Consider the following 21,725-nt stretch of genomic DNA (forward strand, 5'->3'; position numbering starts at 1 on the left):
ACACTAATCGCCGCAAAAACCGGGGAGACAACCCATGTATTACTTGCTTGGTCTGTCACGACAGATCGACAGGTTGAATCAGCACACTGGCAGGCTTGCAAACATCATGATCCTGCTCTCGTGCCTGATCAGCGCAGGCAACGCCCTGCTCCGCTACGGCTTCAACCTCAGCGACAACTGGCCACTCGAACTGCAGTGGTACATGTTTGCCATCGCCGTGATGTTCGGCACCTCCTACACGTTCCAGCGCAACGAGCATGTGCGCGTCGACCTGATCTACGGGAACGTGTCGGAACGCGCGCAACACTGGATCGACATCTTCGGCATCGTCGTCTTTCTGCTGCCGTCCACGATCCTGTTCACGTGGCTGTCGTGGGATTCGCTGTTCCTGCCCTCGTGGCGCATTCTCGAGCAATCCGGTAACTCCGGCGGCCTGCCGCGGTACCCGATCAAGCTGGTGGTGCCCGTCGGTTTCGCCCTGCTGACGCTGCAGGGGATTTCCGAGCTGATCAAGCGCTTCGCCGCCCTGAAGGGTCTGGTGCGCATCGAATCAAAATACGAAAGGCCGGTGCAATGATTCCGTTGGAATATATGCCGCCGCTGATGTTCGGCGGCCTGGTGGTGTTCATGCTGATCGGGTTCCCGGTCGCGTTTTCCCTCTCGGCGGTGGGCCTGGCCTTTGGCTTCCTGGCCATCGAATGGGGCTACTTCCCGATCCAGTTCCTGCAGGCCGTGCCCAGCCGCGTGTTCGGCAGCGTGCTGGCCAACGAGCTGCTGCTCGCCATCCCGTTCTTCACGTTCATGGGTGCCATCCTGGAGAAATGCGGGCTGGCGGAGGACATGCTGGACTCGATGGGCCAGCTGTTCGGCCCCGTGCGCGGCGGCCTGGGCTACTCGGTCATCATCGTCGGCTTTATCCTGGGTGCGATCACCGGCACGGTGGCGGCGCAGGTGATCGCGATGGCGATGATCTCGCTGCCCGTGATGATGCGCTACCGCTACAACATGAAGTACGCCACGGGCGTGCTGGCCGCATCGGGCACGATCACACAGCTGGTGCCGCCGTCGCTGGTGCTGGTGGTGCTGGCCGACCAGCTCAAGACGCCCGCCGGCAGCGCCGACGTGGGCAGCATGTACCTGGGTGCCTGGGGTCCGTCGGTGGTCCAGATCGCGCTGTTCGCGCTGTACACCTTCGTGCTGACCCGCATCAAGCCCGACTGGCTGCCGCCGGTGCCCGCCGAGGCCCGTACGCTGCGTGGCTGGGCGCTGTGGCGCAAATGCCTGCGCGGCATCATCCCCTGCGCGGTGCTGATCTTCCTGGTGCTGGGCACGATCATGCTGGGCATCGCCACCCCGACGGAATCAGGCGCGATGGGCGCGGTCGGCGCGCTGGTGCTGGCCGTGATCCGCGACAAGGGCTTCAGCAAGATCGACCGCAACATCTACCGCGTGGGCATGCTGGCCACGCTGGTGGCGGCTGCGGTAGGCGTCTTCGCGTTTGGCTCCCATCTGTTCCGCGTGCCCCTGGCCGTGGCCTACCTGGTCGTGCTCTGGCTGCTGATCCGCGCTGGCCAGCTGACCGACCTGCGCCTGCTGATCGTCGACGCCTACCAGTCCACCGCGCGGCTCACCGCCATGGTGGTGTTCATCCTGATCGGCTCCACCTGCTTCTCCGTGGTGTTCCAGGGCGTGGATGGCGGCGCGTGGGTGGAGCATCTGTTCACTTCGCTGCCGGGCGGCTGGATCGGCTTCCTGATCGTGGTGAACCTGTTCATCTTCTTCCTGGCCTTCTTCCTGGACTTCTTCGAGATCGCGTTCATCGTGGTGCCGATGCTGGCACCCGTGGCGGTCAAGGTGCTGGCGCCGGTGGTGATGGATTCGATGGGCGGCAACCCCGAAGCCGCGGCGACGGCAGCGCTGGTGTGGTTCGGCGTGATGCTGTGCGTGAACATGCAGACGTCGTTCATGCACCCGCCGTTCGGCTTCGCGCTGTTCTACCTGCGCGGCATCGCGCCGAAGGAAGTCAAGAGCTCGGACATCTACTGGGGCGCGCTGCCCTGGGTGGGCCTGCAGATGGTGATGGTGCTGCTGGTCATGTTCTGGCCGGGCATGGTGACCGGGCTGCTCGACAAGGGATCGCTGAAACACAGCAATGCCGCCGAGGTGAGTATCCCGCTTGGCGGAGGCGGTCCGGAGGCGGACAAACCAGCCTCGGTGCCGGGCGCCGCGTCAGGCCCGGCCACGCTGGAGCTGCCGGGCAGTTCCGCTCCGAGCGAACCGGCCGCGCCGCAGTTCGAGTTCGACAAGAAGAACTGACGGCAATCGCCGGCTAGCCCGGCGAGCAAGATCCCCGGCTCCGAATCGTCCCCCTTCATCCGGGCGAGTCGGAGGCGGACCGAAAGGGCTGAGTCCTGTATGACACGGGACTCAGCCCTTTTTCTTTGGGTGGCCAGGCCGGCTGCGGCGAAAGCGGCATTTGGCGCGGCCCCCGCACGCGCAAACCGATAGCGGCCTTGCAAGCCGGTCACGCCTCGCTACTCTGAGTGCAGGGTCCCCGGAAACGACGTGGCGGCCCGGTCCGACCACGGCCAGAACAGGCCCCGTGGTCACAAGGAGGCGACATGAACACACCCGGTGAACCGCTGACGGTCGGGGCGACCACGGCTGGACGGTATGCCGCGCCGCACCAGGGCACCGGGGACCGGATACGCGTCGCGTCCGCGGCGGTGCTGGCGGGCGGTGGCATCCTGCCGATACAGGTCGACGGGGTGGATCTCGTGATGGTTGGCCGCGACGGCGCCGTCTCCGCCTTTCAGGGCCGTTGCCCCCATCAGGGCACGCTGCTGGCGGAAGGATCGCTGGAGGACGGCATCCTGACCTGCCGTGGGCATGGCTGGCGCTTCGACGGCACGTCGGGGATCCGGGTCGGTCAGCCTGATGTCTGCCTGTGGCGCTTCACGGCCACCCTCGAGGGCGACGATGTCTGGATGGATCGCGCGGAGATCCTCGCCTGGAAGGCGCGGCTCGACGCCCGTAGCCAGCCCGCCTCGGACAAATCCGAGACCCACTTTTCCGATATGCCGGCCCGGCCGCTGACCGCGCTCCCCTGCCCGCATGGCCTGCCCTGGCTCGGCAACGCGCTGCAACTGCGCAAGACACACCTGCATGCCGACCTCGAACGCTGGGGCGAGAAATTCGGCCCGATCTACCGCTTCAGCCTGATGAAGCGCGCGGTCGTGGTCATCTCGGATGGCGAATGGATCGACCGGATCCTGCGTGACCGGCCCGGTACCTTTCGACGCGCCAGCGTCATCGAGGCACTGTCACGCGAGATCGGCACCGTGGGCGTGTTCTCCGCCGAGGGCGAGGCATGGCTGCGGCACCGCCGGCCGGTCGCCCAGGCGCTGGACGCCCGCCACCTGCGCGATTTCTTTCCGACGCTGGTCAACGTCACCCGGCGCCTGCAGCGGCGTTGGGATCAGGCGGCGGCCGAAGGACGGTCGGTGCATGCGCAGCACGACCTGATGCAGTACGCCGTCGACGTCACCACCAGTCTGGCCTTCGGCCATGACATGAACACCCTGGAGGGCCACGGCGGCGAGGTCCAGCATCACCTCGAGCACATCCTGCCCATGATCGCCCGCCGCCTGAACTCGGCCTTTCCTTACTGGCACTACATCCGTCTGCCGGCGGACCGCGCCTTCGACCGGTCGGTGGAAGCCGTGCGCGCGGCGCTTGGCGACATCATCGCCGCGACGCGCGAGCGGCTGTCGCAGGCGCCCGAACTGGCGGCGCACCCGCGCAATTTCCTGGAGTCGATGATTGCCGCGCAAGCCGCCGGCGAGGCCGCGCTGAGCGATGACGAGCTGTTCGCCAACGCGTTCACGCTGCTGCTGGCGGGCGAGGACACCACCGCCAATACCATCGCGTGGATTCTGTACATCATGTGCCTGCACCCGGAGGTCCAGCGCAGGATGCAGGAGGAAACCGGCGCGGTGCTGGGCACGGCCGACGTGCTGACCGACATGCAGGATGCCGCGCGGCTGGTCTACCTGGATGCGGTGGCGCACGAATCGCTGCGCCTGAAGCCCGTTGCCCCGCTGATCTACCTGGAGCCGAACGAGGATGTGGCAATCGCCGGGTACCTGGTGCCGAAGGGCACGCTGATCGTACTGGTGACACGGCCCAACGCCTTGCGTGAGAGCCAGTTTGCCGCGGCCGGCGAGTTCCGGCCGGAACGCTGGCTGGAAACCTCCGCGGCGGCGCATCATCGCAGCGGCTTCGTGCCATTCGGCTCCGGCCCGCGCCTGTGCCCCGGCCGCAGCCTGGCGTTGCTGGAGGCCAAGGCGGCGCTTTCGATGGTGTGCCAGCATTTCACCGTCAGGCTGGCGCCCGCTTCGGGGCCGGTCAGCGAGACCTTTGCATTCACCATGATGCCCACCGGGCTGCGCGTGGTGCTGGAACGCCGCCAGGCAGGAGCCCGGCCCGTCTGACAACCTGATCGGCGCTGGCCCGGCCGATCCGCCCGTGCGGTCGCCAACCCGGAGAGGACGCCTTGCCCGACTATCCCTTCAACAGTCCCGTGCCCCCGGCGCGTGCGGGCCAGCGCGCGGCATCGGGCTGGCTGCGCTGGGTGCCGGGCGTGCAGATGCTGCGCGAATACGAGGCGAAATGGCTGCCGCATGACCTGGCGGCCGGCCTGGTGCTGACCACCATGCTGGTCCCGGTGGGCATCGCCTATGCGGAGGCCTCCGGCGTGCCCGGTATCTACGGGCTGTATGCCACCATCATTCCCCTCCTTGCCTACGCGCTGTTCGGCCCCAGCCGCATCCTTGTGCTGGGCCCCGACTCCGCGCTGGCGGCGCCGATCCTGGCCGTGGTGGTGCAGCTGTCGGCCGGCGACCCGGCGCGGGCGATCACCGTGGCCAGCATGATGGCGGTGGTGTCCGGCGTGGTCTGCATCCTGGCCGGCGTACTGCGCCTGGGTTTCATCACCGAGCTGTTATCCAAGCCGATCCGCTACGGCTACATGAACGGCATCGCCTTCGCCGTGCTGATCAGCCAGCTGCCCAAGCTGTTCGGCATTTCCATCGACAGCGCGGGGCCCTTGCGGGACGTGCTGAGTCTGGGCACCGCCATCCAGGCCGGCCAGGCCAACTGGTACAGCCTGGCGGTGGGTGCCGGCGCGCTGGTGCTGATCCTGCTGCTCAAGCGCTTCGAGCGCGTGCCCGGCATCCTCATTGCCGTGGTGCTGGCCACGCTCGCCGTGGCGCTGTTCGGGCTGGAAGACTTCGGCGTGAAGGTGCTCGGCAAGATGCCGCAGGGGCTGCCCGCCTTCTCGCTGCCCTGGCTCAGTGGCGTAGACCTGGCCAACATCGCGCTGGGCGGCTGCGCCGTCGCGCTGGTGGCATTCGCGGATACCAGCGTGCTATCGCGCACCTATGCCGCGCGCATGAAGCGGCCGGTGGATGCCAGCCAGGAAATGGTGGGCCTGGGCGCCGCCAATCTGGCAGCGGGGCTGTTCCAGGGCTTTCCGATCAGCAGCAGTTCATCACGCACCCCGGTGGCGGAGGCGGCCGGCGCCCGGACACAGCTGACGGGCGTGATCGGCGCGCTGGCGGTTGCCGCGTTGCTGCTGTTTGCGCCGGACCTGATGCGCCACCTGCCCAACAGCGCGCTGGCCGCGGTGGTCATCGCCGCGGCGATCGGCCTGTTCGAATTCGCGGACCTGAAGCGGATCTATCGGATCCAGCAATGGGAGTTCTGGCTGTCGATGGCCTGTTTTGCCGGCGTCGCCGTGTTCGGCGCGATTCCCGGCATCTGCCTGGCGGTAGGGCTCGCCGTCATCGAATTCCTGTGGGATGGCTGGCGCCCGCACCATGCGGTGCTGGGCCGCGCCGAGGGTGTGCGCGGCTATCACGACGTACAGCGCTATCCGAATGCGCGGCGCGTGCCGGGGCTGGTGCTGTTCCGCTGGGATGCGCCGCTGTTCTTCGCCAACGCGGAGCTGTTCCAGGAGTGTGTGCTGGCGGCCATCGAGGCATCCCCGACGCCGGTGCGGCGCGTGGTGGTGGCCGCCGAACCGGTGACCAGCGTCGACGTGACGTCGGCCGACATGCTGCGCGAGCTGGACAACACCTTGCGTGATCGCGGCATCGAACTGCATTTCGCCGAGATGAAGGACCCGGTCAAGGACAAGCTCAAGCGCTTTGAACTGTTCGACCAACTGGGGCAGGACGTCTTCCACCCTACCGTCGGCGCGGCGGTGGATGACTACCTGAGCGATCACGGCGTGGACTGGACAGCCTGAGGTCGCCACCGGGGTCGCAATCGAGGCCACAACCGGGGTCGCATCGGGGCCGTAGAAAAGAAAAACCCCGGCCTGCCATGTGGCGGGCCGGGGCGTCTTGCGCGGCGATCAGTTGCCCTGCTTCACGCAATCCACGAAGTAGGCGATCTGTCCGTCCACCTCTTCCTCCACCAGCCCGTGCACGTCCGTCTCGAAGCCCGGGAAGAGCTTGTTGAATTCGCGCGCGAACTTCAGGTACTGGACGATGATGCGGTTGAAGCGCTCGCCCGGGATCAGCAGCGGGATGCCCGGCGGGTACGGCGTCAGCAGGATGGCGGTGACGCGGCCTTCCAGCTCGTCCACCGGCACGCGCTCGATCTCGCGGTGGGCCATCATGGCCCACGCGTCCGACGGCTTCATCGCCGGTTCCATGTCCGACAGGTACATCTCCGTGGTCACGCGCGCGACGTCGTTGGCCTTGTAGACGCTGTGCACGGCGTCGCAGAGGTCACGCAGACCCATGCGCTCGTACTGCGGGTACTTGGCGACGAATTCCGGCAGCACGCGCCACAGCGGCTGGTTCTGGTCGTAGTCGTCCTTGAACTGCTGCAGCTCGGTCACCAGCGAGTTCCAGCGGCCCTTGGTGATGCCGATGGTGAACATGATGAAGAACGAGTACAGGCCCGTCTTCTCGATGATGATGCCGTGCTCGGCCAGGTATTTGGTGACGATGGCCGCCGGAATGCCGCGGTCACTGAACTCGCCGTCCACGTCCAGGCCCGGGGTGATGATCGTCGCCTTGATCGGGTCCAGCAGGTTGAAGCCATCGGCCAGGTCGCCGAAACCGTGCCAGCGCTCGTTGGCCCTGAGCATCCAGTCCTCGCGCTCGGCCATGCCGTCCTCGGCCAGCGTGTCCGGACCCCACACCTTGAACCACCAGTCGCCATTGTTGCCGGCCTCGTAGTCGGCTTCCACCTTGCGCACGGCGCGGCGGAAATCGAGGGCTTCCTGGATACTCTCCTCGACCAGCGCGGTGCCGCCCGGCGCCTCCATCATCGCCGCGGCCACGTCGCACGAGGCAATGATCGAGTACTGCGGGCTCGTCGAGGTGTGCATCAGGTACGCCTCGTTGAAGCGGTAGCGATCCAGCTTGCGCTTCTCGGAGTCCTGCACCAGGATTTGCGACGCCTGCGACAGGCCGGCCAGCAGCTTGTGCGTGGACTGCGTGGCGAATACCAGCGCGTCCTTGCTGCGCGGCCGGTCGCGGCCGATGGCGTGCATGTTGTGATAGAAGTCGTGGAACGCGGCGTGCGGCAGCCAGGCTTCGTCAAAGTGCAGCGTGTCGATTTCCGACGCCAGCATCTCCTTGATCTGCTCGGCGTTGTACAGCACGCCGTCGTACGTGCCCTGCGTGATCGTCAGGATGCGCGGCTTCTGGTTCTTCGCCTTGCTGGCGAACGGATGCGAGGCAATCTTGCGGCGGATCGTCTCCGGATCGAACTCGCTCTTGGGAATCGGGCCGATGATGCCGTAGTGGTTGCGCGTAGGCATCAGGAAGACCGGGATCGCGCCCGTCATCATGATCGCGTGCAGGATCGACTTGTGGCAGTTGCGGTCCACCACCACGATGTCGCCCGGCGCCACGTTGGCGTGCCAGACCATCTTGTTCGACGTGGACGTGCCGTTGGTCACGAAGAACATGTGGTCGGAGTTGAAGATCCGCGCGGCATTGCGCTCGGATGCCGCCACGGGGCCGGTGTGGTCCAGCAGCTGGCCCAGTTCCTCCACGGCGTTGCAGACGTCCGCGCGCAGCATGTTCTCGCCGAAGAACTGGTGGAACACCTGGCCCACCGGGCTCTTCAGGAACGCCACCCCGCCCGAGTGGCCCGGGCAGTGCCACGAGTACGAGCTGTCCTGCGCGTAGTCGATCAGCGCCTTGAAGAACGGGGGCGCCAGCGAATCCAGGTAGACCTTGGCCTCGCGGATGATGTGGCGCGCCACGAACTCCGGCGTGTCCTCGAACATGTGGATGAAGCCGTGCAGCTCGCGCAGGATATCGTTGGGGATATGGCGCGAGGTGCGGGTCTCGCCGTACAGGAAGATCGGCAGGTCCGAATTGCGGCGGCGCACTTCGTTGACGAACGCGCGCAGCTTCTCGATGGCGGCGGCTTCCGGCTGGTCGTCGGCGCGAACGAATTCGTCGTCGTCGATCGACACGATAAAGGTCGATGCCCGGCTCGACTGCTGGGCGAACGACGTCAGGTCGCCGTAGCTGGTCAGGCCCATCACTTCCATGCCTTCGCGCTCGATGGCCTCTGCCAGCGCGCGAATGCCCGAGCCGGAAATGTTCTCGGAGCGGAAGTCTTCATCGATGATGATGACGGGAAAGCGGAATTTCATCGGGCATCCTTGATGAGCGTGCTTGGAAAGACTTGAGCCACATGGCCGGCGGGAGGTTCCCCGCAGCGGCGGCATGTGGCTCTTTAGTCAGGTATTGGCGGCCTGCCGGTCCATGGCCGGCGGACTCACCCGGCGACGGACGCCGGCATTGTAATGCGGTCAGGTCTTGGGCAGTGTGACACCGTGCTGGCCCTGGTACTTGCCGCCCCGGTCGGCGTACGAGGTCTCGCAGATCTCGTCGGACTCGAAGAACAGCACCTGCGCGCAACCCTCGCCCGCGTAGATCTTGGCGGGCAGCGGCGTGGTGTTGGAAAACTCCAGCGTCACGTAGCCTTCCCATTCGGGTTCGAACGGCGTCACGTTGACGATGATCCCGCAGCGCGCGTACGTGCTCTTGCCCAGGCAGATGGTCAGCACGCTGCGCGGAATGCGGAAGTACTCCATCGTGCGGGCCAGCGCGAACGAGTTCGGCGGGATGATGCAGACATCGCCCTTGAAGTCCACGAAGGACTTCTCGTCGAAGTTCTTCGGGTCGACGATGGTGCTGTTGATGTTGGTGAAGATCTTGAATTCGTCGGCGCAGCGGATATCGTAGCCGTAGCTCGAAGTGCCGTAGGAGACGATCTTGCGGCCGTCCGCCTCCCGTACCTGACCGGGCTCGAACGGTTCGATCATGCCGTGCTGGTCCGCCATGCGGCGGATCCACTTGTCGGATTTGATGCTCATAAGGGCGTGGCGGAATGGACGCGCGGTGGGCCGGACGAACCGGTACCGCTGGAATGGGCCGCATTGTACAACCAATCGGCTATGGGGCCGTCACTCCGGCCGGGCCACGCCGCGGACGGCTCAGGCCGGGGCGTCCTCGGCCGCCAGCGGGGCCGGCTGGGCATGCCGGAAGCGCTCGCGCCCCGTGTAGAGCAGGAAATGCTTGCCGGTGCAGCGCGCGAACAGCGTGATGCCGACGCGCTGTGCCATCTGGTAGCCCATCTGCGTCACGCCGGAGCGCGACAGCAGGAACGGAATCCCCATCTGGGCGGCCTTGATGACCATCTCGGAGGTCAGCCGCCCGGTGGTGTAGAACACCTTGTCGGCGCCGCTCATGTCCTCCAGCCACATGCGCCCCGCGATGGCGTCCACGGCGTTGTGGCGGCCCACGTCCTCGATGAAGATCAGCAGCTCGCTGCCCTGGAACAGCGCGCAGCCGTGCACGGAGCCGGCCTGCTTGTAGACCGACTGCTGCAGCCGGATGGTGTCGATGATGGCGTACAGCGTCGCCTGGTCCAGCATGGCATCGCCCGGCAGCCGCACGCCGTCGATCTCGTCGAGCAGCGATCCGTACACGGTGCCCTGCCCGCAACCGGTGGTCACCACGCGGCGCGCGGTGCGTTCCTCGATGCGGTCCACGCCCGAGCGCGTGGTCACGGCGGCCGATTCGGTCTCCCAATCGACCTGGATCGCCGCAATCTCCTCGATCGAGTCCACCAGCCGCTGGTTGCGCAGATAGCCCAGCACCAGGTGCTCGGGCGCGCCGCCCAGCGTCATCAGCGTCACGAGTTCGCGCTTGTCGAGGTAGACCGTCAGCGGGCGCTCGCCGGGCAGCCAGGCCGGGCGCGGGCGCCCCAGTTCATCGACGACCTCGACCTCCTCGATCAGCGGGACGGAGGCGTGGGTCAGTTCGGGGCGCAGGGACATGTCGGGGGCTGATGGCAAATGGCCGCGCGTTGGCCGCGCAGTGGCCAGGATGGCCGGCACGGAACGGGCAAGCCGTCCTGGCCGGCGGTGGGAACATCAGGACATCTTCAGTCAGGCGATCTTCCGCCGGATATCACGATGCGGCGACGACCCCGCAGGCGATGCGGCCGCCCGAATTGCCGGTCGGCTGGGTGCGATAGTCGTCGGGATCCTTGTGCACGACCACGGCGCGGCCCACGACGCTGTTGGGGCCGGGTGCCACGGTCACGTCGGACATCACGAACTGCACGCGCGCATTGCCGGCGGAATCCGCCGTCAGGTTGTTCATGTCGCCGGCGTGATGGTCAGGCATGGTCATCTGGCCGTGCGGCTTTCCGGTGGGATTGAAGTGCCCGCCCGCGCTCATGGCGTCGGGCGCCGAGCAGTCGCCCTTCTCATGCACGTGGAAGCCGTGCGAGGTGCCCGGGGGCAAGCCCGTCACCGCCACCACGACCATCACGCCACCCGACTGCTGATCGAAGGTGACGCGGCCCGCGGTGCCAGTACCGCTCTTGGGCGCCAGCGTGGCCGCAGCCTTGCCGCCCGCGGCCATCGCCGCGGTGCCGGGGCTGGCCGCCGCCGTCGGAGTACTGCCGCCGCCGGTGCCACAACCTGCCACCACTACCGCGGCAGCGCCCATTGCCAGACCGAAAAGTACACGTTTCATGCCGAACCCTCCTCTTACGGTGATTGCCGTGGCGATTGTACCGCCTGACCAGCGGGCGCGGCCGCCGGTTTGTGATCGGAGGGTGTTCCAACCGGCGCCGTGGCCGGGCCGCCGGCGACCTTCGCCGGGTCGTCGGCCGGAGTGGGCATCGCAAACGGGCCCGGATCCGCACACGGGGCGCCCGGCGTGCCAGGCGCAACGGTCTTGCCGCTGGCCTTCATCGATTCCTGATAGCGGGCGACGACCTTGTCCTGCGCCTTGCACAACTGGTACGCGGCAACCTTGTCGCTCCAGGCCGCACGGGCGCGGGTCTCGGCGAGCCTCGCCTGCTGGGCGGCATCGGGCGCGGGCAGTTTGGCGAGGGCGCCCGTCGCGGCCAGGGCAAGGACTGGGGCCAGCATCAGGGCGGCGAAGCGCGCCCTGGCCACGGGGGCGGGGGCAGAATCCGCGGTGGCAATGGCCGTAGCAGTGGCCGCAGGAGGAAGAGGCAGCAGGCGCGTCATGGTCGTCTCGGGCAGGTTGCGGATGCTGCAGCGCATCAGACCTCGCCCGGACGCTGCCGGGAGCGTCCCGGCGCCTCGTCGGGCGGAGTTGAGCGCTGGGCGGGAATCTTGCCGGCCTTGATATCGTCGTACCACAGCTCGTGGTGTTCCCTGGCCCAGGCTTCATCCACGTAGCCGTCGCGCATGGCGCGATACGCGCCCTCCATGCCGATCGTGCCCATGTAGATATGCCCGCAGGCCATGGCAATCATCAGCACGGCGCCAATTGCGTGGATGACGTTGGCGATCTGCATCGTCGCGCGGTAGTAGTCCATGCCCGGCACGATCATGTCGAGCACCCAGCCGGACGCCGACAGGATCAGCCCGAAAACCACCAGCCCGATCCAGAACCACATCTTCTCGCCCGCATTGAACCGCCCGCTCGGCACGTGATGGCCGGACACCAGGCCACCCAGGCGCGCGAACCAGGTCAGGTCGTCGCGGCTCGGCAGGTTGTCGCGCACGAAGATCACGAACGCGACGATGATCGACATCGTGAACACCGGCCCGGTCAGGTTATGCAGGTTCTTGAGCAGGTAGGTCAGCCAGCCGAACAGCGTATGGCCCATGACCGGCAGCAGGAAGTACTTGCCGAACAGGATCACGATGCCGGAGATCGCCAGGATCACGAACGAGATCGCCATGGTCCAGTGGACGATGCGCTCGACGGGCGTAAAGCGTTCGATCATGCGGCCCGTGCGGGGCGCCTTGAGCGGGATCGTCCCGCGCCACGCAAAGAAGGCCAGGATGGCGGCCGGCACGAGCACGATCAGCCATCCTCCCCAGATCGTGATGACGCCGTTGCGGAACAGCCGCCATTTCTGGCCGGTGCGCTGGATCAGCACGCCAGCCTCCTTCGCCGGCAGGCTGCTGTAGTGCGGCTGGTCCGAATTGATCTCGCGCCAGACCGGTGCGTTGTTGCCGGGCTGCGTCCGCGTGCGCTCCTGTTGGGACTGGGCCTCGGCGGCGATGTCACGGCGCGGGACGTTGAAGATGTTCTCCGACGCGATGCCGGCCAGCGGCTGGGCCGGGTGCGTGGCGGGATTGTTGGCGTCAGCCTGCGACTGCGCGGCGGCGGCAGGCTGGGCTGGCGCGGCGGTGGATTGTTGCGGCGCCTGGGCCAGCGCGCCGCCAGCGGCCATCGCCAGCCAGGCCAGCGCGCCCGCAATCAGTGCCCGCGCGCCGTGGCGGGCGGCGTGGCCGGAAGCGTGCATCGGCATCATGAGCCCTCCCTCGGACCGACTTGCCATGACGTGGTGCGATGTGGCGCCATGCGGCGCTCTGCCTGTCATGGCGCGCGGTTGTATTCGTTCTGGTACTGGTTGCGCTCATGGATCTGGCGCTGCCAGCTGTCCTTGTCCCCGGGCTTCCATCCCTGGGCCACGAACGGATCGCCAGGCGCACCCTGCCAGGCCACCGCATCGGACTTCTTCTGCGCGGCGGTGGCCGTCTGCGGCTTCTCGCCGCACGCGGCCAGCAGGGCCCCGCCGGCCACCATCAGGGCGATCAGCGCGGCGCGGGTCATGATGGCTGCCCTCCGGTGGCGGGCGTGGCCGCCGGGGCCGCCGGCGCGGCGGGTGCCGCAGGAGCCGTCGGCGCAGCCGGTGCGGCCTGCGCGTTGCCGCGCGCACTGCCATAAGCGGTGCCCCAGCCGAACACATCGCCGCCCTTGCCGCGCTTGACCACGCGATTGCGCAGGATGTCGGCAATCACGTCGCCGTCGCCGCCCAGCAGCGCCTTGGTCGAGCACATCTCCGCGCACAGCGGCAGCTTGCCCTCGGCCAGGCGATTGCGGCCGTATTTCTCGAACTCCGCCTCGCTACCGTTTGCCTCCGGGCCGCCCGCGCAGAAGGTGCACTTGTCCATCTTGCCGCGCACCCCGAACGTGCCCTCACTCGGGAACTGCGGCGCGCCAAACGGGCAGGCGTACGAGCAGTAGCCGCAGCCGATGCAGACGTCCTTGTCGTGCAGCACCACGCCGTCCTCGGTGCGATAGAAGCAATCCACGGGGCAGACCGCCATGCAGGGGGCGTCCGAACAATGCATGCAGGCCACCGAGATCGATTTCTCGGCGCCCACCACGCCATCGTTGACCGTCACCACGCGACGCCGGTTGACGCCCCACGGTACCTCGTGCTCATTCTTGCAGGCGGTGACGCAGCTGTTGCACTCGATGCAGCGCTCGGCGTCACAGATGAATTTCATGCGTGCCATGTGCGTCTCCGCTCTTTATGGAGGTGCTATCAAAATGAAGCGACAGCGCTTCTGGCTAGGCGCGCGGCCGCAGACAGTACAAGTGGTACGGCAAGGCCGCGCAACGACGCCAGAATCATTTTGAGAGTGCCTCCCTATGCGAACCTTTCGATCTGACAGATCGTGGTCTTGGTTTCCTGCATCATCGTCACCGAGTCATACCCGTACGTGGTGGCGGTGTTGACGGCCTCGCCCCGCACGATCGGATATGCGCCCTCGGGATAGAAGGCCTTCAGGTCCTTGCCCTGCCACCAGCCCGAGAAGTGGAACGGGATGAACGCCGTATCCACACCCACGCGTTCGGTCACCAGCGCTCGCACCTTGAGCTTCGCGCCGGTCGGCGTGCTGACCCAGCAGTAGTCACCGTTGCGGATGCCGCGCGCACTGGCCGCCTGTGGATTGATCTCGACGAAGTTCTCCTGCTGCAGTTCCGCCAGCCACGGATTCGAGCGGGTTTCCTCGCCACCGCCTTCGTATTCGACCAGCCGGCCGGACGTCAGGATGATCGGGAATTTCTCGTAGACCTTGTTCTCGATGTTGCGCTGCTGCAGCGACTTGTACAGCGTGGGCAGGCGCCAGAACGCCATCTTGTCGTCGTGCGTCGGGTACTTGGCGACCATGTCCGGCCGCGTGGAGTACAGGGGCTCCCGATGCTGCGGAACCGGGTCCGGGAAGTTCCACACCACCGCGCGCGCCTTGGCGTTGCCGAACGGGTGGCAGCCGTGGTTTTTCAGCACGATGCGCTGGATGCCACCGGACAGGTCGGTCTTCCAGTTCTTGCCCTCGGCCGCCTTCTTCTCGGCATCGGTCAGGTCATCCCACCAGCCCAGCTTCTTCAGCAGCACGTGGTCGAATTCCGGATAGCCCGTGGTGATCTCGGCGCCCAGCGAGCACGAACCATCCTCGGCCAGCAGGTTCACGCCATCGCGCTCCACGCCGAAGTTGGCGCGGAAGTTGCCGCCGCCATCCATCACATGCTTGCTGGTGTCGTAGAGGTTCGGCGACCCCGGGTGCTTGAGCTCGGGCGTGCCATAGCAGGGCCAGGGCAAGCCAAAGTAGTCGCCGGTCAGGTCGTAGCCCGTGAGCGGGTCCTTGCCGCTCTTGCAGCGGAGCGTGCGCACATCGAACATCTGCATGTTGCGCATATGGGACTTCAGCCGCTCCGGCGACTGGCCGGTGTAGCCGATGGTCCAGTTGCTGGCGTTGATCTCCCGAAGGAGAGACTCGGTCTCCGGCTCCTGCCACGTCCGGCCGGCGCGCTTGACCTCGATCATCTTGTAGTTCTTCGACAATTCCTTGCCGAAGCCAAGCTTCTCGGCAAACGCCTGCATGATGGTGTGGTCGGGCATCGACTCGAACAGCGGTTCGATGACCTTCTCGCGCCATTGCAGCGAGCGGTTCGATGCCGTGCACGAGCCGGAGGTCTCGAACTGCGTGCAGGCCGGCAGCAGGTAGACCGCGCGATTGGGGTTGATCTTCTCGCCTTCGGGCGGGGTCATGTTGGCCATGGCGGCCGTGGCGGACGGATAGGGGTCGATCACCACCAGCAGGTCGAGCTTGTCCAGCGCCCGCTTCATCTCCAGCCCGCGCGTCTGCGAGTTCGGTGCGTGGCCCCAGAAGAACACACCGCGCACGTTGTTGTCCTGGTCGATGAGTTCGCTCTTTTCCGTGACGATGTCGATCCAGCGCGATACCGTCGTGCCGGACTTCTCCATCATCGCCTGCGACACGTACTGCTTCTTGATCCATTCGTAGTCGACGCCCCAGACCGCGGCGTAGTGCTTCCACGCGCCGGTGGCCAGGCCGTAGTAGCCGGGCAGGGAATCGGGATTCGGGCCCACGTCGGTGGCGCCCTGCACATTGTCGTGGCCGCGAAAGATATTGGCGCCGCCGCCGGATACGCCGATATTGCCCAGCGCCAGCTGCACGATGCAGGACGCGCGCACGATGGCGTTGCCGATCGTGTGCTGGGTCTGGCCCATGCACCAGACCAGCGTGGACGGACGGTTCTTCGCCATGGTCTCGGCTACCAGCCGCACCTGCGCCTCGGGCACGCCGCAGACCTCCTCCACCTTGTCCGGCGTCCACTTGGCCAGCACCTCGGCCTTGACCTTGTCCATGCCGTAGACGCGGTCGTTCAGGTATTTCTGATCCTCCCAGCCGTTCTGGAAGATGTGGTACAGCACGCCGAACAGGAACGCGATATCGGTGCCGGAACGAATCCGCACATAGTGATCGGACTTGGCCGCCGTGCGCGTGTAGCGCGGATCGACCACGATCACCTTGCAGCCGTTTTCCTTGGCGTGCAGCAGGTGGAGCATCGACACCGGGTGGGCCTCGGCCGCGTTCGACCCGATATACAGCGCCGCCTTGGCATTCTGCATATCGTTGTACGAGTTCGTCATCGCCCCGTAGCCCCAGGTATTCGCCACGCCCGCCACGGTGGTGGAGTGGCAGATGCGCGCCTGGTGATCGGTATTGTTGGTGCCGAAGAACGACACCCACTTGCGCAGCAGGTAGGACTGTTCGTTGCTGTGCTTGGAGGATCCGACGAAGAACAGTGAATCCGGCCCGGTCTCTTGCCGGATGGATTTCAGTTTGGCCGTGATCTCGTCGAGCGCCTTGTCCCACGAGATGCGCTGGTACTTGCCGTCGACCAGCTTCATCGGGTACTTGAGCCGGTATTCGCCGTGGCCGTGTTCACGCAGCGCCGCGCCCTTGGCACAGTGCGCGCCCAGGTTGATCGGCGAATCGAACACCGGTTCCTGGCGCACCCAGACGCCGTTCTGCACCACGGCGTCCACCGCGCAACCGACCGAGCAGTGTCCGCACACGGTGCGGCGCACGACGATATCGCCCTTGCCGCCGGCCGCGCCGGGCTTGCCGTCTTCGGCATCGGCCTTGCGCATCATGGTGAGTTGCGTGGCCGCGAGGCCGGCACCGACCCCAATGCCAGATCGCTTCAGGAAGCTGCGCCGGTCCATGGTCGGCATCGCGCCGGCAAGGCCAGCGGCCAGGCGCGAGGACAGGCGCCCCGACGTCGGGGCGGTTTCTGATGGGGATGTGGTGCGCCGGTTCGCGAGCCGTTCGGTCTGGCCTTGGTCCGCGCGTTTGCGAGTCAGGATCATGTCTTGCCTCGGAGTGTGAGGAGCAGCGACATTGCAGCCATGGCGCGCCGGCCGGCACGCCATGCGCGTGCCGCCTAGATCAGCGTGGTCCGGTAGTACTTGCGAATATGGGCTGAGACCCGGTAGCCCTGGCTGTCCGGCGCGGGGTCCGCCGGTTCGGCATTGGCGATGGCTTCAGCCACGGCAGGCTGCCCGCGCGTTGAGACCACAGCGGCGCCGGCGGCGGCAACCACGCCGGCACCGACGAGGAAGGTGCGACGTGCGACCCGGGGTTGCTTGTCTTTCATGGGGACTCCTCGGTTTGGCAATACCGATGGACGGGCGATTTATGCCCTGTTTTGCATATTCTAGGTGCAAGGTATTCGATTGACTACGCAGACAATCGGAAAATCCTCAAACTCCGGACAAACCCCGATGCGGGCGACCCCTCAGGTCATCTCCAGCGCCACCGCCTCCACGCCCGCGAACGCCCGCAGCAGTCCCGCTGCACTGCGGTAAAAACGTGCCTTCGGATGGCTGGCCAGGGCATCGCAGAGCTTGTCCACCCACGGCTGCAGGTGCCGCGCGAAAAAGCGCTGCTGCTCGCCGAGGTTGGACACCGCCACGTCGTCGCCGGCCACCAGGAAACGCATGACCTCGCATAGCGCGGCGATATGGTCCTCCGTCTCGCTGATGCCCTCGTGCCGCGTGAGTCCGTAGCGCGCCAGGTCGTCGCGCAGCGCCACCAGCGGGCGCTCGTTCAGGAAGCCGGCAAGGTAGTAGGACCCGTAGAGAAAGATCTCCTGCTTGCCGACGCCGATAAACAGTTCCTGGTATTCGTCGGCAACGTCGTCCGTGCGGCTCGTCGATGCCGCATCGCACAATTCGTTCCACGCCCGGCCGAGCACCGTGTCCGCGTCGTCTCCCACCGCCCGGTTGGCGGCGATGTGGTGCAGCAATGCGGCATCCGGCGCCTGATGGAACAGCGTGGCAAGCAGGCCGTAGAGGTCGGCCCGCGCGACGTCCTCGGGGTCCGGTTCGCCACGGGCCGGCGCGGGAGGGATAAGCTGGATCGGCTGGGAATCCGTCATGTCTTGATATGTCTTATTGGAGCGTCGCGCCGCTGGCGGCGCCCGTGTCCTTTTCCATCATGTCCACGACGCGGCAGTCGGGGCACATCTTCAGCCGCTCGGCGGCGGCGCCGGCAAACGCCGGGTGGCCGGCCAGCCGGACCAGCATCGACTGCACCATCTGCGCCGTCCCGAATGGCTTGGCGCAGCGGATGCAATGGAACGGTTGGGTCTCGTTGAGCGTGACGGCGCGCCGGGCGCCCTCCCCCGTCAGCAGGCGCGGAATCAGCGAGATCGCATCTTCCGGACAGGTCTTTTCGCACAAGCCGCACTGGATGCAGTTGCGCTCGATGAAGGCGAGCACCGGCTTGTCGATATTGTCGCGCAGCGCCTGGGACGGACACGCGCCCACGCAAGCCATGCAGAGCGTGCAGCGTCCGGTATCCACCGCGATGGCGCCGAACGGCGCGCCCGCCGGCAACGGCACGGTTTCCGCCGGCACAGGCGCGTGGCGGACCAGATGGTCGATGGCAAAGTCCAGCGTTTCACGCTTGGCCAGCGCGGCGCGGAAACCGGCGGCCGGCATCGGCGTCATGCGACTTTCCGTGCGACCGTCCGCGCGATACTCGGGACCTGGAGTGGCGATGGACGCCAGCCCGGCATCGAGCGATGCCGGATCGCCGGCTTCCACCAGCGCCAGACGCCGTCCGCGATAGCCGAGCCCCTCCAGCATCGCGCGCGCCACGGCCATCTGCCCGGCCAGCGCGGCCCGGTACTGTGGCGCCTCGTCACCGGTCAGCAGCACGGCCACGCCATCGGCGCCCCAGCACAGTGCCGCCAGCCAGAGTTCGATCCCTGCGGCAGCCGGGTGAAACATCGGAACGGGAATGACGTTGGGCGGCACGCCTTGCGCCTGCCCGGCACGTGCCGCGCGGCCCAGCGCCAGGATCGCCGGATTGCCATATTCCTCGCCATGAAGCAGCAGCACGGCATCGCGGCCACCGGCGGCGCGATAGGCCGAGACCAGCGTGCGCAAGCGTTCGCCCAGCGTCTCGGGCCCGGGATAGCCGTAGCTGATGGCACCGCTCGGACAGACCGTCGTGCAGGCGCCGCAGCCCATGCACAGGTTGGGCGTGACCTCGATCCGGCCCTTGCCGTCATGCCATTGCGAGCGGATCGCCTGGGTCGAGCAAATGTCGATACAAGCGGTGCAGCCGGTGGTCTGGTTGCGGCCATGGGCACACAGGCTTTCCTTGTAGCGGAAGAACTTCGGCTTCTCGAAGTCCCCGACCAGCTGCTGCAGCAACAGGGCCTGCGACTGCTGCCGCACCACGTCGCCGCCGGCATGCAGGTAACCCTGCGGAGGCTGGTGCATCGTGAATGCGGGCGCGTCGTTGAGATCGAAGATCAGATCGAAGCGCGCTTCGGTCGCGGTGACAGGCCGGTCGAAGTCGATGGCGGCCGCCGCGCCGCACGCCTTCACGCAATCGCGATGATCGCGGCAAAGGTCGAGGTCGATCTGGTAGCTGAAGTCGATGGCCTGCTCCGGGCAGGCCGCAATGCAGGCGTTGCAACGTGTGCAGAGGTCCAGGTCGATGGGATTGCTCTTGCCCGCGCCGGTCTCCCACGTCGCCGTGAACGCGCCCAGCCAGCCCGTAAGCGCCGTCAGCGTGCCGCTGTGCACGGGCCAGGCGCGTTCGGCCGGCTGGCTGGCGTGACTGGCCGCGTGGCCGGTCAGCAGGACAGTGACTTCCAGACCGGCCTCCGTCAGTCGCGAGGCCCAGGGCAGCGCGCGCTCGGCGGGGCCCATCACCAGCACCGCGCCCTGGGACCGGTAGTCGACGACGGGCACCGGCGCCGGCTCGGGCAACGCCGCGGCTGCCAGCAGCGCGGCAATCTTGGCGTTGACCGTGGCGGGATCGCGGCGGGCACCCTGCGACCAGCCGCCGGTTTCCCGGATATTGACGAAGCGGACCGGCGCCGTGACCACGCCGGCATCGCGCGCGGTTTGCGCGGCGACCTCGGTGAACAGGGGACTTTCCTGCGTGCAGGCGACGATCACATCCTCGGTGCCGTCGAGCGCCTGGCGGAAATCGCCTATCTCGCGACGGCACAGCAGTCGGTGCACCTTCAGGGGACCCGCGTCCGGATTGGCTTCGGACAGCGCCGCCCCGTCAAGCGGCATCGTGTCGTTGCAATTGCAGATCAGCGTCGGCATGGGGAATGGCCGCTGGCCGGCCTGGTGCCCTCTGCGAGGGTCTTGCAGCCGGTGGATTTGTGGGGTGGCCTATTCTAGGCCGGCACGCGGCGCGCGGCTACGCGTGTTTGCCCGCAGGAACAAGGGCGGGCCCGGGCGCGGATTTGGGGTCCGGGCCGGCATGGTCTTGCGATGATGGCGCACTGGCGGCCGCCGGCGCCAGCGCCTTGGCTGCGTCAGGCGATTGGGGTGTCCTGGAAGAGTCTTCTTCGCCGGTCGCTGCCAGCGGCGTGGCGAGGTCAGCCGTATCTGTCGTATCGGTCGTATCGGTCGGCTCGGCTGTATCCCCGGTATCGCCGATATCGGCGACATCGGCAATCCTGGCGGCTGGATTGGCGGCAGCTTCCTCGTCGAGCGGGGCAAACAGGCCCAGCGTCTCCGACTGCCGCAACTGGCGCAGCACCTCGGGCGGAATCGGGTCTGGCTTGCCGTAGTCGTCGATATAGGTATCGAGCCCGTCCATCACATTGAAGTGCGGATCGGCAAACAGGGTTTTCAGCGCGGCGCGCTTGACGGTCTCGTCCACGCCACGTGCCACGAAGCGGGCAATGTTGTCGCCGGGCTGGAGCAGCGCGACGTCCGCCAGCGTGGGCGGCGGCGTCTCGGCGGCAACGGGAGGCTGGGCAGCCTGCGGGGCGGTTTGCGGCGCGGCTTGCGAGTTAGCTTGCGGGCCGACTTGCGGCACGGTCGCGGGGTCAGACGCCACCGGCGCTTCATCGGGCACCGGCTGCCCCTCGCGCACCGCCGCCTTGCGGCGCGACCAGCGGGACAGGAAGGTCGAGTCGGAATCGCTCATCGGAAATCGCTCATCGCCGTCGCCCCCCAGGTTCAGTAGCGCGCCCGCTCGTCCGGCGCCTTGAATGATTCGGGCCGGCGGCGTTTCTTGGGCTCGGGACGATAGTGCTCGTCCGTGAACGCCTGCAGCCAGTCGCGCTGCGCGGGCTCCAGCGGCACGTTTTCGACATTCTCGCCGGCATCGAGCCAGCGTCCGGCCTCGTTGTAGGACAGGGTCACCGTCACCGGGACGGGCCGCCGGCCGTCGTCGCCATCGGTGTCGCTCCCCGGATCGGGATCGCCACCGGCCTCGGGCTCGTCCGCCATACGCCACAGCACGAACCAGCATGGCGTGGTGGACGTCAGGTTGAGGTAGTAGCCCTCGCCTTCGTCGCGGAACAGGGTGACGTCATAGCCGGGATACAGCCAGCGCGCGCCGTGGCTGTCGGCGTCGAGCCGCATCGGCACGGTGCCGAATTCGCCCAGGTCCGGCAGCACCGCATCGAGTTCCCATTTCCACGGCTGCCAGCGATTGGTCAGCGCCACCTTGCGCATCACCACCGCCATCGTCACGGTGGGCCGGCCGGGGGGCGGCGTGTCAGGCGGGGAGGAACTGACCGGGGTGTCCATGGCGC

18 protein-coding genes are annotated in these 21,725 nt (G+C 66.9%); 4 read left to right on the forward strand and 14 right to left on the reverse strand.

Going from position 1 to position 21,725, the window contains the following annotated elements:
- Window positions 1-34 precede the first annotated feature (34 nt).
- From BLR29_RS04940 to BLR29_RS04955, 4 genes are all read left to right on the forward strand, one after another.
- On the forward strand, window positions 35-577 hold the full coding sequence (locus BLR29_RS04940) for a TRAP transporter small permease subunit (RefSeq protein ID WP_092135011.1): 543 nt from the start codon (window positions 35-37) through the stop codon (window positions 575-577).
- On the forward strand, window positions 574-2,316 hold the full coding sequence (locus BLR29_RS04945) for a TRAP transporter large permease (RefSeq protein ID WP_092135012.1): 1,743 nt from the start codon (window positions 574-576) through the stop codon (window positions 2,314-2,316). The genes BLR29_RS04940 and BLR29_RS04945 overlap by 4 nt, the downstream gene beginning before the upstream one ends.
- A 305-nt stretch (window positions 2,317-2,621) precedes the next feature.
- Window positions 2,622-4,493: a cytochrome P450 gene (locus BLR29_RS04950; protein WP_092135014.1), complete on the forward strand. Its 1,872-nt coding sequence runs from the start codon at window positions 2,622-2,624 to the stop codon at window positions 4,491-4,493.
- Between the two features lie 155 nt (window positions 4,494-4,648).
- Window positions 4,649-6,310: a SulP family inorganic anion transporter gene (locus BLR29_RS04955; RefSeq protein ID WP_092135477.1), complete on the forward strand. Its 1,662-nt coding sequence runs from the start codon at window positions 4,649-4,651 to the stop codon at window positions 6,308-6,310.
- A gap of 108 nt (window positions 6,311-6,418) precedes the next feature.
- Here the strand turns inward: BLR29_RS04955 and BLR29_RS04960 are convergent, their stop codons facing one another.
- The 14 genes from BLR29_RS04960 to BLR29_RS05025 form a co-directional block, all read right to left on the reverse strand.
- Complete coding sequence (locus BLR29_RS04960) at window positions 6,419-8,689, reverse strand: arginine/lysine/ornithine decarboxylase (protein WP_092135016.1); 2,271 nt, start codon at window positions 8,687-8,689, stop codon at window positions 6,419-6,421.
- Window positions 8,690-8,848: 159 nt separating this feature from the next.
- Entirely contained in the window at window positions 8,849-9,415 is a 567-nt protein-coding gene (dcd, locus tag BLR29_RS04965; protein ID WP_019451696.1) for a dCTP deaminase, read from the reverse strand.
- Between the two features lie 120 nt (window positions 9,416-9,535).
- Window positions 9,536-10,381: a formate dehydrogenase accessory sulfurtransferase FdhD gene (locus tag BLR29_RS04970; protein WP_092135017.1), complete on the reverse strand. Its 846-nt coding sequence runs from the start codon at window positions 10,379-10,381 to the stop codon at window positions 9,536-9,538.
- A 133-nt stretch (window positions 10,382-10,514) separates the two neighbouring features.
- Window positions 10,515-11,087 (reverse strand): superoxide dismutase family protein, encoded by a 573-nt coding sequence (locus tag BLR29_RS04975; protein ID WP_092135019.1) that lies wholly within the window; start codon window positions 11,085-11,087, stop codon window positions 10,515-10,517.
- 14 nt (window positions 11,088-11,101) lie between these two features.
- The gene (locus tag BLR29_RS04980; protein ID WP_255371090.1) at window positions 11,102-11,626 is read right to left on the reverse strand and encodes a hypothetical protein; all 525 of its coding nucleotides are present in this window, start codon (window positions 11,624-11,626) and stop codon (window positions 11,102-11,104) included.
- The gene (locus BLR29_RS04985) at window positions 11,626-12,771 is read right to left on the reverse strand and encodes a formate dehydrogenase subunit gamma (RefSeq protein WP_369804563.1); all 1,146 of its coding nucleotides are present in this window, start codon (window positions 12,769-12,771) and stop codon (window positions 11,626-11,628) included. The genes BLR29_RS04980 and BLR29_RS04985 overlap by 1 nt, the downstream gene beginning before the upstream one ends.
- A 146-nt stretch (window positions 12,772-12,917) precedes the next feature.
- Entirely contained in the window at window positions 12,918-13,154 is a 237-nt protein-coding gene (locus BLR29_RS04990; RefSeq protein WP_092135020.1) for a hypothetical protein, read from the reverse strand.
- Entirely contained in the window at window positions 13,151-13,843 is a 693-nt protein-coding gene (fdh3B, locus tag BLR29_RS04995; RefSeq protein ID WP_092135022.1) for a formate dehydrogenase FDH3 subunit beta, read from the reverse strand. Before fdh3B ends, BLR29_RS04990 begins: the two co-directional genes overlap by 4 nt.
- 134 nt (window positions 13,844-13,977) lie before the next feature.
- On the reverse strand, window positions 13,978-17,010 hold the full coding sequence (locus BLR29_RS05000; RefSeq protein ID WP_092135023.1) for a molybdopterin-dependent oxidoreductase: 3,033 nt from the start codon (window positions 17,008-17,010) through the stop codon (window positions 13,978-13,980).
- 74 nt (window positions 17,011-17,084) lie between these two features.
- Window positions 17,085-17,297, reverse strand: coding sequence for a formate dehydrogenase (locus tag BLR29_RS05005; RefSeq protein WP_092135025.1), 213 nt, complete (start codon window positions 17,295-17,297; stop codon window positions 17,085-17,087).
- A gap of 141 nt (window positions 17,298-17,438) precedes the next feature.
- Window positions 17,439-18,080, reverse strand: a complete 642-nt coding sequence (locus BLR29_RS05010; protein WP_092135027.1) for a TorD/DmsD family molecular chaperone — start codon at window positions 18,078-18,080, stop codon at window positions 17,439-17,441.
- Between the two features lie 13 nt (window positions 18,081-18,093).
- Window positions 18,094-20,277, reverse strand: a complete 2,184-nt coding sequence (locus tag BLR29_RS05015) for a 4Fe-4S dicluster domain-containing protein (protein WP_092135028.1) — start codon at window positions 20,275-20,277, stop codon at window positions 18,094-18,096.
- 97 nt (window positions 20,278-20,374) lie between these two features.
- The gene (locus BLR29_RS05020) at window positions 20,375-21,112 is read right to left on the reverse strand and encodes a DUF3306 domain-containing protein (protein WP_092135030.1); all 738 of its coding nucleotides are present in this window, start codon (window positions 21,110-21,112) and stop codon (window positions 20,375-20,377) included.
- A gap of 32 nt (window positions 21,113-21,144) precedes the next feature.
- Complete coding sequence (locus BLR29_RS05025; protein WP_092135032.1) at window positions 21,145-21,720, reverse strand: DUF3305 domain-containing protein; 576 nt, start codon at window positions 21,718-21,720, stop codon at window positions 21,145-21,147.
- Between the last annotated feature and the right edge of the window lie 5 nt (window positions 21,721-21,725).

Source organism: Cupriavidus sp. YR651, from assembly GCF_900101625.1.
In the GTDB taxonomy this organism is placed as follows: domain Bacteria; phylum Pseudomonadota; class Gammaproteobacteria; order Burkholderiales; family Burkholderiaceae; genus Cupriavidus.

Excerpts from the sequence above, each read along its gene's own strand:
- BLR29_RS05025 (WP_092135032.1), bottom strand. The coding sequence starts at position 21,720 with ATGGACACCCCGGTCAGTTCCTCCCCGCCTGACACGCCGCCCCCCGGC.
- BLR29_RS04945 (WP_092135012.1), top strand. The coding sequence starts at position 574 with ATGATTCCGTTGGAATATATGCCGCCGCTGATGTTCGGCGGCCTGGTG.
- BLR29_RS04980 (WP_255371090.1), bottom strand. The coding sequence starts at position 11,626 with ATGCGCTGCAGCATCCGCAACCTGCCCGAGACGACCATGACGCGCCTG.
- BLR29_RS05020 (WP_092135030.1), bottom strand. The coding sequence starts at position 21,112 with ATGAGCGATTCCGACTCGACCTTCCTGTCCCGCTGGTCGCGCCGCAAG.
- BLR29_RS05005 (WP_092135025.1), bottom strand. The coding sequence starts at position 17,297 with ATGAAAGACAAGCAACCCCGGGTCGCACGTCGCACCTTCCTCGTCGGT.
- BLR29_RS04955 (WP_092135477.1), top strand. The coding sequence starts at position 4,649 with ATGCTGCGCGAATACGAGGCGAAATGGCTGCCGCATGACCTGGCGGCC.
- BLR29_RS04970 (WP_092135017.1), bottom strand. The coding sequence starts at position 10,381 with ATGTCCCTGCGCCCCGAACTGACCCACGCCTCCGTCCCGCTGATCGAG.
- BLR29_RS04960 (WP_092135016.1), bottom strand. The coding sequence starts at position 8,689 with ATGAAATTCCGCTTTCCCGTCATCATCATCGATGAAGACTTCCGCTCC.
- BLR29_RS05000 (WP_092135023.1), bottom strand. The coding sequence starts at position 17,010 with ATGATCCTGACTCGCAAACGCGCGGACCAAGGCCAGACCGAACGGCTC.
- BLR29_RS04975 (WP_092135019.1), bottom strand. The coding sequence starts at position 11,087 with ATGAAACGTGTACTTTTCGGTCTGGCAATGGGCGCTGCCGCGGTAGTG.
- BLR29_RS04985 (WP_369804563.1), bottom strand. The coding sequence starts at position 12,771 with ATGGCCGCTGGCGGCGCGCTGGCCCAGGCGCCGCAACAATCCACCGCC.
- dcd (WP_019451696.1), bottom strand. The coding sequence starts at position 9,415 with ATGAGCATCAAATCCGACAAGTGGATCCGCCGCATGGCGGACCAGCAC.
- BLR29_RS05010 (WP_092135027.1), bottom strand. The coding sequence starts at position 18,080 with ATGACGGATTCCCAGCCGATCCAGCTTATCCCTCCCGCGCCGGCCCGT.
- BLR29_RS05015 (WP_092135028.1), bottom strand. The coding sequence starts at position 20,277 with ATGCCGACGCTGATCTGCAATTGCAACGACACGATGCCGCTTGACGGG.
- BLR29_RS04990 (WP_092135020.1), bottom strand. The coding sequence starts at position 13,154 with ATGACCCGCGCCGCGCTGATCGCCCTGATGGTGGCCGGCGGGGCCCTG.
- fdh3B (WP_092135022.1), bottom strand. The coding sequence starts at position 13,843 with ATGGCACGCATGAAATTCATCTGTGACGCCGAGCGCTGCATCGAGTGC.
- BLR29_RS04950 (WP_092135014.1), top strand. The coding sequence starts at position 2,622 with ATGAACACACCCGGTGAACCGCTGACGGTCGGGGCGACCACGGCTGGA.
- BLR29_RS04940 (WP_092135011.1), top strand. The coding sequence starts at position 35 with ATGTATTACTTGCTTGGTCTGTCACGACAGATCGACAGGTTGAATCAG.